Here is a 13342-nt window from a genome sequence, read left to right on the forward strand (position 1 = left end):
TTATTAGAGAAATAGCGAAGTTATTACCATATATATGGAATTTTTGTGTCAACTAATGTCATTTGAATGCGAATATTAAGATGTTTTAAGAATTATTACTTTTGAAATTTGTAAGGGGAGTTATGGTAGTTGCAATATATAATAAGAATCTATAGAAATTTTTGATTTTCACTTTAGATCACATGGTAAACAGATAGAGGAAATGCTTTGCCTTAAAGACAATCTTCTTATTTCAGCTGAGCAATTATAGTGAATTTATTGAGAATTGAAAGAAGGCGAAATCAAAAAGGTTGTGATAGACCCGGAAACTGTACTAGAGATGGATTAGAGTGTGGCTGAAGATGGAATAAATATAAACAAATAGAGAATAAAAATACAATAAATGGAGGTTATTTAGATGATTAAGACAAATCTACTTAGCAACCACGTTGATGAGGTTATTGGTGAATATTACGCTGCCAAAGGATATTCAGTTCATAGCGTTGACCGCCAGGCAAATGGACAACTGATTGTTGTTACGGAACGAGTAGCAAAAGAGCAGGAACCGGTAAAAGTTGATATCGCATTTGAACATAAAAGATCGCATAGAAAGAAGCATTTAGCATAAAAAAGCCAAAGAGTTATAACCCTTTACCATTAGGTGATTTCCTTAACCGATTCGCAATGTACTTCATTACGTTTACTGCAATCGTTACCAATGCAATAATTAATGCTATTTCAAATAAGAGGATATATCTAAAATTCACATTAAGCTTTTCAAAGTAATCGCTGGTAAAAGAGAGAAGTTGATAAATTCCTAGCATAAAAAGAATAAAGGTAACTCCTAAAATTACAAGTGACTTTTTAGAATAATCTTTAGCATGTTCAAAGTTATAAATCATTATTGATACAAATAACAAAGCCGTAGCAATCTTGTGGGATAGCGATTCATCAGCCGAAAATGATTGCACTGCTAGGCTAATGATTAATCCAGTAATTCCGATTGTTTTATTCAAGGCAACACCCACTCGTATGTAAGTTTACCAATTAAAGGGGATTTTCTCAAGATGAAACACATTAAAATTAAATTAAAATCGTGATTTTAAATAGATGAATAGGAGGAACGAATGAATTAAGATATTCAGTTTTTAAAAGAACTTCAGCAAGAGTTGAAAACACAAAATACTGACTCTTAAGCTGCACCGCGGTTTTGGTTTGTAGGGGATTATAAATGGATCCGGATTTCAGAGGATGATGCGGAACGTTATTCTGTTTACATTCCTGAAGATTGAGAATCGTATGAACTGGAAAGTTTTCTAACTCCCTATAGATGGGAGGATTATTACATACTGTTTATTATGCTGTAAACCAATGCAACAACAAACAATGGATAAGAGATAATGGCAATTAATTTTGAGGATTTACTCTTATTTTTTTCAAATGTGTATATTAGTGCAAATCCTAAAAAGAATATCGTGACAAACCAAGAGGAATAGGCCGGGAACAATGCTATAAGTAAGACAATAAGAGTGGATAACGCGAAAGAAGAGTTTAGCGTTATTTTCTGATTATTTTCCAAATAAACCACCTCCTAACACGTATTCCCCCATATAAAAACACTTAAACATTATACTTAAGGGAGCATGATTTAATGATTAACATTTTAAATAAAGAGCAAGATGAGGCAATCCGGTATTTTAAAAACAAATTGAATATATTTTGATGTATACCTGCTCACCGTTTGCATTTTTTTGAACACTCAGATTACTTTTCCATCATGCAACATCAATAATCGGTCCGTCTACATAATGATTTGGTGTTAAAGTTAAGGTTTTATTGTTCTCAGAAGATCTGAAACTTCTAACAACATGGGCATAGGTAATGTCAAACAAGGTGATAGTACGCCTCTGGCACCCGGCGGTGGATTAGCTGCTCATGAAGCAAAAGACGGGCATCTAATTGATAGACATATCGGTAAGACTGATGAAGAGTTATTACAGAGGGTACAGATAAAACAAGAAGATACGTGCCTTGTGTCAGACGGTTCCTAATTAGTTCTTCAGATTATATTTATGGATCGAAAACAAAGCGAAACTTGAAGCGGTATTGAAGTAATAAAAAGATCCCTTAAATTTCAAGGAACCTAAAGTTTCAATCATCACTCTTATACCTTTGTGGGATCTTGTCTCTCCAGACGAGCATAAGTTCTTTGAATTTTTCTGTTTCCATGGAGCTTTTATCGTTTTCACTTTCTGAATAAAGGTGTTCTATGACTGTTTGATCTTCTTTTATATATGCTATGGGGTGGTGTTTAATTGAATCTTATATTCTTCAATAGAACCATCCAATACTTCTTAAATCAATTTCAAGTATTCATTGGCTACAATGTCTTCAATGAAATCAGAAGGTGGAAATGTCCCATAAAAACGGAAAATTCCGTTTGGAAAGTTTCAGGTTTATAAATAGGTTGGTAGCAGAACTAATACTTTACAAAGTGAAGAACATTATTTATAAACAAGTTTAAAAATTAACCGATAATAGTATTGTTCTTTTCTAGATTAACTTTTTGGAGAGTGATTTCTTTGAATAAAAACCTAATTATAGTTTTATTTCTCATTTTTTCAAGCCTGTTACTCACTACTACTGTACCAGTGAAAGCTCAAGATGCAGATCAAACTGGAGTGAAAACTTGGGAGGATAAAGAAGATTTACCGAAAGGACTATCTCTTTTTAGTACAGCGGTTATTGACGGTAAAATCTATGTAATTGGTGGTAATAATAACGGCAAAGTTCAAAACCAAATTTATGTATATGATCCTAAACAAAATAAATGGATTGAAAAAGTTTCTATGAATGAAGGGAGAGAAGGTGCTGCTATTGCAGTTATTGAACATAAAATCTATGTAATCGGAGGTTATGGCGAGGATAATTCTGGTTCGAAGACCTATTTAAAAACTGTTGAAATATATGACATTAACACAGATTCATGGACAAAAGGTGTAGAAATACCTAAACCTCTAACGGGATCATCTGCAACAGTTATAGGGAAGGATATTTATTTAATAGGTGGATTTAATCCTAGTGAAGGTCCAACTTCCAATACTTATATTTACAATACTGAGACTAAAACCTGGTCTGAAAAAAGTTCCCTGCCGATTCCATTAAGAGCTTTAAGCACAGCAACAGTAAAAGAAAAAATCTATGCCATTGGTGGCGAAAATAAAAGTGGTTTGAGTAATAGCATTTTTGAGTATGATCCCAAAACTGATAATTGGACCTTTAAATACTCTTTGATGAATAAATTAAGCTATATAGCTTCTACGGTATACAATAATAAAATATATTTAATGGGAGGATCAGATTCAAGTAAAAAAGCATCAAATGGTTCAGTAATTTATGACCCGATTGCAAATACAGTTAACAATTTTCAAAATCTAACCAGTTCTCGAATAGCTGCAGGTGCGGCAACTATTAATAATAATATTTTTATTATCGGGGGAACTAATAAAGGTGGCTCTATTGGTGTAGATACTTCAGGTATGATGAAAACAGTACAGGTGTATTCAGAGAAAAACCCAGATGATAACTTGGGAGATCCGAGTTCTGGTGGCAATATTCCTGAGGAAGGGCACGATGATCGAGCTATCCTTACTATAACAATGACAACAGGACTTGAAAAAGAATTTGATCTTTCGATGAAAGAGGTAAATGATTTCATTAACTGGTACGATCAAAAAGATTCAGGAACAGGCCCTTCGAGATACGAGATTGACAAGCACGGTAATAACATTGGACCGTTTGAGAGCAGAAAAGATCATGTTATCTTTAAGAATATCCTTACTTTTGAAATAAATGAGTACTCAACAAATAAAAGCAGTAATCAAAGTGACAAAACCTCTTAACAAAAAACAGATTTCGGTTAAATGATTCCAGTCCACGTATAGATAAAGCCCTTCTCTTATGAGAGGGGCTTTCTTTTACCTAGAGAGTTTCTTTTATTTGAGTTATTACTTTTTCTAACCATTGTATGGGGGTTAATTCAATCGCTGGAAAATAAATCTCCGAGTTTGATTTTATAAAGCTTTCTTTTTCTTGTTCAGATATGTCACTATTTAAAAATGCTTCACAAAATTTTATTGTGAAAACTAGGCATTCTTTGCTGGATTCAGTTATGAAGTTTTCAAGGGCTTGTTTTGGTGAACCCATGTCCTGGTGAAATGTTCCGTCTGGGAAATCACTTAATTCTTCCAAACTATCATAATTATCGTAAATAGTGAATTAGAACTCCTTTATTTTATAGGATAACCAGTTAAAATAAACTCCCCATTTATACTTTTTTTCAACACTATTTTTGCGTTGGTGACATCCTCAGCAACATTTGACCCTTGTTCTACGTTTCTTCCGAGAATTTCTCCCTTCCCTTTATATCCCAAAGGGAGGGTGGGTTAATAGCTTATCGCAAGCATTGATCACCGGACATTCTACCGAAGTCAAAGGATCGCATAGCGTCTTTATGATTTAAGAAAACTGTTCTTCGTTGATGATTCACGAGGGCTTACGTTTACCCATATGAATTAGCGGCTTTTCGCATGGAGGTAACATGTGGAAACTGGTCAACAGCTTTAGAAACTTCATCATAACAGGGAATGCGGCGAGCTGAGGGATTATAAAGAAACAGCTATGAAGGATGTATGAAAATCCGTTAGAAGGAGGAAATCAGTTTCATTGAAAGCGTTGATTACGCATACAGCTTTGATGAATGGGCGAAGCAGTTCCGTATATCCAATACGGAAAAATGACAAAACGCAGTGTGACGGTTCGAATGCGGGAGTATGGAACTTCCCATTCATCCGGAGTTATGTCAGAGGGACAAAAAGACATTTTTTAAGGAGGAAGCGGCATGATTGAATTTACACGGCCATCACCTATGAAGAAAACATGCGCGATGCATCCGGAAAAGGAATCTGTCAGATCAGTTTCGTTTACTGATTTTAACGGCAATTCTGTAACAGTAACCCTTTGTCAAATGTGTCTGGCTGAATTAAAAATGAAAGCCGCAACTGAATACAGGAGCATGACGGAGGAGCAGGCCAAGCTGAATCGTTTCAAGATTGGTGATTATGTGTATTTAGAGCATTTGGGAGTAGTCGGTGAGATAAAAAACATGGAAGGCGCTCAAGTGGCAAACAGGACAGACGCAGACGGAGTCCGGAAGGCTACCCCTAAGGAAATCGCAGAATACAAAAAGCAGGAGGAGCAATAGGGAAAGGACACAGCTTTCTTTCCTTTCCCTATTATTGGATTATGGTAAATCTGTAATTGTAGCTGTTGTGGATGCATTTGAAGGAGGATAGGGTCCAAGAACTGCTTTCATGCCATACACACATCGATATACGTTGAAAAGAAAAGGGACATTCATGAAAAAATTATTCTTCTGTTCTGCACCCATCCAAGAGTGAATTCAATATCACTATCATGCTACTGGATAAACTTTTTATTGTTTATCTGTTCAGCCGTTAGATTGACTTCAACTGTATTTTATTAGTAGTCACTGCAAAAGCATCGCCTGTTGAAACACTTCATCGCAGCATAACCACTGTACCCCTTACCAGAGGCTGCAGATACAGTTAGTTGGTTTGAGTCAGTAATAGGGGTTTTAATTTCGTCTATAAACTCTTTCAAATTTACAGCTTCATTATTATCTGGGCTTTCCTATCAGAGTATTATCAATGATCTATTTTTAAAGTGCGGACCTTGACCACCTTCGTAGGGGCAGGACGCATTTCTACTCGATTGATTGACTCTGATTGTTTTAACGTGAGGACGTTTTAAATTAACCTTTTCAGCTGATTTCCTAACTGTCACGGAAAACATTCTCCAGGAAATATATTGACTGTTTTCCTGTTTGTGATGTTAATTAGAAGGGGTATACAAAATCATTGAAGTAGGAGGTCTGATGAATGTGAAAAGGAAAGCGACATTAAAATTTGGAATATGTATTGGGCTTTTATGTGTCAGTTTTACCGGTTTCAATTCTTTATTCGGCTCAACGCATGCTGAAGCAAAATCCATAGAAAACACAAAAATGACAAGCTGTATAACGAATCAAAAATTTGTTCAGCTTGAGAAAAAATTTGATGCCAGGCTTGGAGTTTATGCGATTGATACGGGGTCAAACAAGACAATCGCCTACCGGCCAAATGAACGATTCGCTTACGCATCAACCTATAAAGTCCTGGCCGCAGCGGCTGTCCTGAAGCAAAAACCGATTGAAAAACTTAATGACGTCATCCGATACACCAAAGAAGATCTTGTTACATATTCTCCGATCACAGAAAAACACCTGGATACAGGCATGAGCCTGAAAGAAATCTCAGAAGCCGCTATCCGTTACAGCGATAATACCGCCGGGAACATATTGCTGCAGCAGCTTGGCGGTCCTAAAGGTTTCGAAAAATCACTGAAACAGATCGGGGATCATGTAACGAAAGCTGATCGATTCGAGACGGATCTGAACTCTGCAATCCCTGGGGATATTCGTGACACAAGCACCGCAAAAGCGCTGGCAACCGACCTTAAAGCTTTCACTTTGGGTAACACTCTCACGACTGACAAGCGGACGATCTTAACTGATTGGATGCGGGGCAACGCTACCGGAGACGAACTGATTCGGGCAGGCGCTCCCGCGGGATGGGAAGTCGGCGATAAATCCGGAGCCGGAAGTTACGGAACACGAAACGACATTGCTATTGTTTGGCCGCCTGACAGAGCTCCTATTGTTTTGGCCATCCTGACAAAACGGTTTACGAAAGATGCCGAGTATGATAATGCTCTTATCGCCGAGGCTGCAAAAGTCGCCCTTGATGACCTCAAATAAACTTTTTACACACGGCCGTTCATTTTTTATGAACGGTTTTTTATATGTTGAGAATGCGGTATGCCGGTTTCGATGTTATAATGAAAAACCATAAAATGATGGGAAGAGGGGGAATTTCAATGCTTTACATAACGGCATGTTTAAAAATCATCAGTGATAAAGACCTTAATGAAATAATGAAGGAATTCAAAAAACTTGAGGAAGAAACGAACAAAGAAGAAGGCTGTATTCAATTCCATGCTTATCCGCTCGAACCATCAGAACGCAAAATCATGCTTTGGGAGATTTGGGAAAACGAAGAAGCTGTTAAAGTCCATTTCACGAAAAAACACACAAAAGACGTTCAAAAACAAGAATTAACGGAAGTGGAATGGATACTGAAAAGCAATGTGAGTGAGTAAAAGGCTTTTATATTGTGGCCGACTCTGTCAACAACAATCATCTGTATCATTCACTAAAACCCTTGCTGCGGCAAGGGTTTTCTTACTTTAAAGTTCATTTCTCTTAGCTCTCAGAGAGACCATAAAAAGTTCTTTATATCGCAGTCTTTTTATGGGTAAGGAACAGACTTGGAATGAAGATGACCGCAAGGATGATGACGGAGACTAAAAATCCGGCATGGTAGCCTTTTAAACTGTTTTCAATCGTTGGCTGCAATCCTTGTATGACAGTTGCGGTAACGGTGGCGATCACAGCTGATCCAAAGCTGGACCCAAGATTTTCAATCATATTAATACCGACACCCGCTTCCGGAAGCTGTTTGCCGTCAAGTCCTGTATAAGCGTCGCTCGTTAACGGAAGCATAATTCCTCCAAAACTGGCGCCCCGGATGAACAATACGACGGAAATCCAAATCAAACTTGTTTTATCGGTGATATAGATCAGCGGGACAGACCCGATAAGAGAAAGAACAAGACTGACCATAACCACGTATTTCGCACCGATCTTATCAATCATTTTTCCGATCAGCGGCCTGGTGACGAGCATCCCGACTCCTTGGGGAATTAAGGCAAGCGCTGCTTCGATTGCCGTGAAATGACGAAAGTTTTGAAAGAACAGCGGAAGAATTAACATCGGTCCCATGATGGCAATATTCGCTAAAAACAAACCGATCGCAGATGCTGTGAAGCTCTTGTGTGCAAACAAATTCATCGGCAGCACGGTTTGATTTTTTCTGATCTGATTATATACGAGGTAAATGGCTGCTGATACAAGACCAATGCCCGCCCATAAAATTGTATCGATATTATTAAATGATGCATGATCCGCTGCTTTCGTAATACCGTAAATCAATGCCGCGCTCATTAAGGACAAATTGATAATCCCGAAAATATCGAGTTTACGATCTTTGTTGAATGGTTCAAAGTCTGGAATGGTTTTCATCATAAGCGGTGCAGCAATCAAAACGATGAACACGTTGATGAAGAAAATCCAATGCCACGAAGCGCCTTGAACGATGAAGCCTCCGATGACAGGTCCTAAAATCGGGCCGAAGATCATAGGGGTGCTGACGATTGCCATCACTTTTCCCAGGTTTTCCGGACCTGCTGTTTTAACCAGGAGTGTTGACATTAGCGGAGTAATAATGCCAGCGCTGAATCCTTGAAGCAAACGGAAGAAGATGAAGCTGGAAACGTCACGGCTCATTCCCGCAAATACAGAAATGACACCAAAGGCGATGACTGAGCCGACGAAGATTTTCTTACCGTTATATTGATTCATAAGCCAGCCGGATACGGGTACTGCAATCGCAAGTGCTAACACATAGCCTGTAACGGACCATTGAACGGTAGCCAATGTCGTGTTGAAATCTTTAGTCAATTTGTCGATGGCGATGTTCACCATCGTTGAGTCAAGCATTGGAGCGATTGCTCCCAGTGCAATAGCCCAGGCGGCTGTGAGAACTTCTTTTGGCAGCCGGGGTTCCTTTCTTTTATGTTTTGACATATTATTCTCCTCTCAAAATCGCTAACTTTGTTTCCTTGTCAACAAAATAATAGAGTTATTTTGTTTCTTTGTCAACAATAAGAGGAGGATGAAAAGGCAGCCCGTTCTCAAAAAGGGGCTGCCTATGGTTTCATTTAAATTTATTCTGTCTTAATGTCTGCACCAAGTTTCTTTATTTCTGAATCCAAATGCCTGCTGTAAGTTTCCACGAAGCTCAGCATCGTGTCAAATTGTTCATCAGTTACTTGTTCAAACACGATTTTGTCCCGTTCTCGAAACTCTGTGTGCAATTCCTCATGAATTTTATAAATGACTTTCCCTTGCTCAGTAAGCCTAAAATAGATTTCTTTCTTGTTAACCGGCTTCTGATAGCTTTCGATAAGGCCTTTATTTATAAGCTTCTTAGTTAACTTACTTATGGCGCCTTTTGTCATATAAAGGGATTCCGCAAGTTTAGTGACATTGGCGTCTTCAATTTTTTCGATGAATTCGATGCAATGCACTTCAGAAGGCTTATACTCCTTAAGGCTTTCTTCCATCTTCAGCCTATTAAGCCACACCATCTTGTTAAAAAAGTCCCTGAAATTCGTGAGGAGCTGTTCTTTTTTGTCCATGGCCTGTCCTCCTGCTCAGTGGTGCTTACACAATATTATAAAATTTTTGTTTCTATTACAACAATCGTAAAGTTATTATTTGGGGGCTGAGCGATAGGCCGCAGAGATATTGACTGCAATCGGTAAGGAGGGAGGCGCTGTCATTAAGAAGGATTCTGTTATAAAAGCGGCTTTTTAACAGAAACGTCTTCCGTATTCGTCACTTGCTCTGTTTCAAAAATTATAACAGGCTGCCTCTACAGCGCAATGTCCGCTTGCTGTTTTACTTTGAATAGCGTATGAGTCCTTACTAAAAAGCAGGCTGGACAAAGAGCCTGCTTTTTTTGTCTTGCTATGAAAGTTTAAATAACTCGAATTGGTAAAACAAGATTCGCATCAATTATGTTTTCCTGTTGCGGCGTCACGAAAAGCGTCGATTGCGGTTGTGTATTTTAAGACGTTTTTAGACACTTTGGCGGTTGCGCCTAATGGATACGCGTCTGACAGAACGCTGGAGTGAGCTTCGGGCTCCCAGTAAAACACGCCGATTCCTTTGCCGTTCGGAACGGCTTTCACCAGTTTTATGGTGTCTTTTATAGTCCAGTAGGAATCTTTCGGGTTATTTTCATCTCCGCCCAGTTCAACCACCATGACTTCCTTGTTGTAGCGTGAGGCGATGTCATTTAAATTAGAGGATAAATGGCCGGTGAGCTCCCAATATGGCTTTACCCTCCCAATAGGGGTAGAACGAAACGCCGATGATGTCGGTTTTGCCGCCATTTTTAAAGAATTGATCAAACCACCATCTGAATAGACTGTTGTCCGTGCCGTGCGCCAAATGGCTGATTACTTTGGTGGCCGGGCTGACGGATTTCACGGCGTCATAGCCTTTGTTCAGTAATCCGGTCAATTTGCTGAAATCGTTCGTGCTGCCGTCGGGCAGTAAAATTCCTGAATTCATTTCATTTCCTACTTGCACCCAATCAGGTGAGATGCCGTGATTTTTAAGTTCTTTCATAACGTCGTACGTATGGTTATACACGGCTGCTTGCAGCTGGCCGGTGGAGTAGCCGGTCCATTGGTTCGGCTTGATCTGATGGCCGGGATCGGCGAACACATCACTGTAATGGAAGTCAACCATTACTTTCATCCCTAACGCTTTTGCCCTTTTGGCCGCAGCAAGTACGCCTGCTTTGTCACTATAGCCGAGCATGGTCCATGTTGTGCCGTCTTTCTGCCAATAATAGCTGCTGGGCGGATTCACAAAGACTCTCAGTCTCACTGCATTTATCCCGTGATCTTTAAGAATCTGCAAAGCATCCTTCTGTTTCCCGCCGTCATCCAGCCAGCGCACACCTTCGTCCTCTAATTGTTTCAGCCATCCTATATCAGCGCCATAGGCAAACGGGGCGTCCGCTTTTGCTTTAGGAGACTTCTCAATGAATGTAAAAGCGGTGAAAATGAGAGAAAGACAGATTGCGTTTACAAATACACGTTTCACCCGGTTTTTGAACATCAACAATACCTCCTGGTTTTTCATCTATTGATTTCACCCATCCGGCTTCGCTGAATAATTTCAGCTGCCATTCTCTAGTACCTTCTTAAAACGCTGAGACGCCTGCATTCCTTCGGCTGTCATTTTAAAAACACCTGCATCGGTCAGCGCGCGTAAACATACATTTGCGGTTTTTCTTTGTAAAACAGCGGCTGTATTTTCCGGTGTCACGTCATTATCCGCTTCGATGTCATGAGGTTCATCAGCAAATACCTTTTGACTTCTGTCAGCTCATCTTTAAGGCGGGGGGATAAAACTCAATGATGGACGTCTTTGCGGGTGAAAAATGCCATCCGGATATTCTTCAGAGGTGCGGTTTCTGAGGGCGAGATCCATTTCGAAATCTGTGCCCCTTTTATTTTGAGGTATGTTCCAATATGAACTGAATGGCTTTTTGTGAATTTCTGGTGAGGCTGATATATTCCGCTCCTTTCGTTGCAATGAGTTTCACATGAAGGCGGTCTGCATCTTCTTTAATGTCATCATAATAAGAGCCGACTTACGGCGCCAAAATGATCATATCGAAATCTTTCATGATGTCGTAATGGGATCCGTAGGCGCCTGCTGAAGCGGTAATCGGCACGTTATATTCCTCGGCGCCCTCTGTCAGTGCGTTCGCAAGCATGGCGCTCGTTCCCGCTCCGGCGCACAGCACTAATACATTGGTGCTGTGTTCCAAGGCGGATGAGGATTCCTGAAGGTTTGTGCTGATGACGGAGGCCGCGTCTTCTGAGGCGCCGGCTATTGCGGGCTGTATCTCCCGGGATTTTTGCAGCGCGGTTTCAGATTCGGTGTTTTTGGCTTCTTTCGCCGCTAATACATTGTCATAAGCTTTACAGAATGGCAGGTATATCAGGAAATCGACAATGATTAACACAGCTGTGAGAACAACAGCCGAGAGACTCATGCCGGTTCCCAGAATCAGCCCGACAGGAGCCGGTGTAGCCCACGGAAGAACATACATAAAACTGTTCATTCCGATGACATCAACGAAAAATTTAAACAGACAGACATTAATCATCGGCGTTAAAATAAACGGAATGAAAAAATAAGGATTTAAAATCATCGGCGCAGCAAAGAGAAGAGGTTCGTTTACAGCGAAAGACACCGGCACTGCGGATGCTTTTCCGACTGCTTTCAATTGCTTGGATTTCGCGAAAAGAAGAAAGATGAACGGAACAACAAGGGTTGCCCCGGTTCCTCCCATTGTGCCGACGAAATTCCCGAGTCCGACGGTCAGCACGTTGGACGCCTGCTCACCGGCATTATGAAGCTGAAGGTTCGCCTCCACATTTGCGTAAATAATAGCTGCGATGGCCGGCTCCACAATAGAAGGCCCGTGAACGCCGACAAACCAGAACAGCGCCATCATTCCCCAAATGACACAGATCCCCAGGTACCCGTCTGCTGCGGTGAACAGCGGCGATAAGAGAGAGGAGAGAGCCTCCGCGAAGGATACGTTCAGCATGTTCCTGATCAATAAATCAATGATTACCATTGCCAAAACGGAAAAGGCGAACGGAAAAACATCTTTGAATGTTTGTGAAATGGTTCCCGGTACTTCTTTAGGCATTTGAATCGTAATATTTTTCAGCACGCAGAATCTGTAAACGTTCACCGTTATGAAAGCGGATACAAAAGCGGCTAAAAGACCTTTCGTGCCGAGGTATTCCGTCGAGAACCCGCCGTCGATTTGTGTGACGCTTAAAATAAGAAACCCGACGACTGAAGCAAGCATCGCTGAAACGGGATTGATCCCTTTGTTTTTCGGCATCTTTCGGTTCATTGATTCACTCAGGCATTTCGCACTTGTTGCCCCAACAATCAGACCAAGGGCGCCCATTGAATAGTTATACACTTTCCAAAGCCATTCAGAAACACTTTTGGGCCAAGTGAAACCCAACACTTCCGGCACAGCGGCGGTGAGGATGAAAATGCTGGCGAATAAAATAACAGGCATTGCAGTTAAGAAGCCGTCGCGGATCGCGCCTAAATAAATGTTTCTTGAGATTTTTTCAAAAAACGGTTTTCCCTTTTCGATTTGCTTGATGATACCGTTCATTTTTCCACTCCTTATCGGCGGCTTCGGTAAAGTGCTATAAAATCCTGAATAAGATCACGGAGCAAAAGGGTTGTCATTAAATGGTCCTGACCGTGAACGAAAATAAACCCTAATTCCATGTCCTTGCCGTCAGCTTCTTCAGCTAACATTTTCGTTTGCGCATTGTGGGCGAGGGTTAAATTTTCATCGGCGCTTTTTAATGCTGCTTCCGTGTTTTCGAAGTTTCCGGCACGGACTTCTTTCAGGACTTTCAATAAAGTGCTTCTGGCGTCGCCGGCATAGGCGACAATTTCAAAGCCGAGCATCTGCAATTCTTCCTTTGTCATGAA

The 13342-nt window shown here is 40.4% G+C and carries 11 protein-coding genes and 3 pseudogenes; 6 read left to right on the forward strand and 8 right to left on the reverse strand.

Annotated features, from left to right (window positions below):
- Nucleotides 1–397 precede the first annotated feature (397 nt).
- Nucleotides 398–607, forward strand: a complete 210-nt coding sequence (locus ACW5MY_RS06695; RefSeq protein WP_014470521.1) for a hypothetical protein — start codon at nt 398–400, stop codon at nt 605–607.
- 13 nt (nt 608–620) lie between these two features.
- Here ACW5MY_RS06695 and ACW5MY_RS06700 read toward each other — a convergent pair whose 3' ends face one another.
- Both ACW5MY_RS06700 and ACW5MY_RS06705 read right to left on the reverse strand, forming a co-directional pair.
- The gene (locus ACW5MY_RS06700) at nt 621–995 is read right to left on the reverse strand and encodes a YoqO family protein (RefSeq protein WP_013351886.1); all 375 of its coding nucleotides are present in this window, start codon (nt 993–995) and stop codon (nt 621–623) included.
- A 326-nt stretch (nt 996–1321) separates the two neighbouring features.
- Nucleotides 1322–1558, reverse strand: a complete 237-nt coding sequence (locus ACW5MY_RS06705; RefSeq protein WP_014470520.1) for a hypothetical protein — start codon at nt 1556–1558, stop codon at nt 1322–1324.
- A gap of 994 nt (nt 1559–2552) precedes the next feature.
- Between ACW5MY_RS06705 and ACW5MY_RS06710 the strand changes: the two genes are divergently transcribed.
- Nucleotides 2553–3881 carry a Kelch repeat-containing protein gene (locus ACW5MY_RS06710; RefSeq protein ID WP_250539902.1) on the forward strand — a complete coding sequence of 443 codons (1329 nt, stop codon included), beginning with the start codon at nt 2553–2555 and terminating at the stop codon, nt 3879–3881.
- Nucleotides 3882–3960: 79 nt separating this feature from the next.
- Here the strand turns inward: ACW5MY_RS06710 and ACW5MY_RS06715 are convergent, their stop codons facing one another.
- Nucleotides 3961–4251: a contact-dependent growth inhibition system immunity protein gene (locus ACW5MY_RS06715; protein WP_038462758.1), complete on the reverse strand. Its 291-nt coding sequence runs from the start codon at nt 4249–4251 to the stop codon at nt 3961–3963.
- A gap of 183 nt (nt 4252–4434) precedes the next feature.
- On the opposite strand from ACW5MY_RS06715, the pseudogene ACW5MY_RS06720 reads away from it, so the two are divergent.
- From ACW5MY_RS06720 to ACW5MY_RS06735, 4 genes and pseudogenes are all read left to right on the forward strand, one after another.
- Nucleotides 4435–4682: pseudogene (locus ACW5MY_RS06720) on the forward strand (hypothetical protein); the annotation flags it as partial.
- A 197-nt stretch (nt 4683–4879) separates the two neighbouring features.
- Nucleotides 4880–5242: a hypothetical protein gene (locus ACW5MY_RS06725; protein WP_013351891.1), complete on the forward strand. Its 363-nt coding sequence runs from the start codon at nt 4880–4882 to the stop codon at nt 5240–5242.
- Nucleotides 5243–5935: 693 nt separating this feature from the next.
- Nucleotides 5936–6856 carry a class A beta-lactamase gene (bla, locus tag ACW5MY_RS06730; RefSeq protein WP_064504604.1) on the forward strand — a complete coding sequence of 307 codons (921 nt, stop codon included), beginning with the start codon at nt 5936–5938 and terminating at the stop codon, nt 6854–6856.
- 80 nt (nt 6857–6936) lie between these two features.
- Complete coding sequence (locus ACW5MY_RS06735; RefSeq protein WP_088030677.1) at nt 6937–7257, forward strand: putative quinol monooxygenase; 321 nt, start codon at nt 6937–6939, stop codon at nt 7255–7257.
- A 133-nt stretch (nt 7258–7390) separates the two neighbouring features.
- Here ACW5MY_RS06735 and ACW5MY_RS06740 read toward each other — a convergent pair whose 3' ends face one another.
- The 5 genes and pseudogenes from ACW5MY_RS06740 to ACW5MY_RS06760 form a co-directional block, all read right to left on the reverse strand.
- A complete protein-coding gene (locus ACW5MY_RS06740) occupies nt 7391–8803 on the reverse strand; it encodes an MDR family MFS transporter (protein ID WP_013351894.1) in 1413 nt (470 codons plus the stop codon).
- A gap of 140 nt (nt 8804–8943) precedes the next feature.
- Nucleotides 8944–9417 (reverse strand): MarR family transcriptional regulator, encoded by a 474-nt coding sequence (locus ACW5MY_RS06745; protein WP_013351895.1) that lies wholly within the window; start codon nt 9415–9417, stop codon nt 8944–8946.
- A gap of 375 nt (nt 9418–9792) precedes the next feature.
- A pseudogene (locus ACW5MY_RS06750) lies at nt 9793–10912 on the reverse strand (glycoside hydrolase family 53 protein).
- 394 nt (nt 10913–11306) lie between these two features.
- Nucleotides 11307–13013: pseudogene (locus tag ACW5MY_RS06755) on the reverse strand (PTS lactose transporter subunit IIBC).
- Between the two features lie 11 nt (nt 13014–13024).
- On the reverse strand, nt 13025–13339 hold the full coding sequence (locus ACW5MY_RS06760; RefSeq protein WP_013351899.1) for a PTS lactose/cellobiose transporter subunit IIA: 315 nt from the start codon (nt 13337–13339) through the stop codon (nt 13025–13027).
- Nucleotides 13340–13342 lie beyond the last annotated feature (3 nt).

It is taken from the genome of Bacillus sp. Bwzl_19, assembly GCF_054900515.1.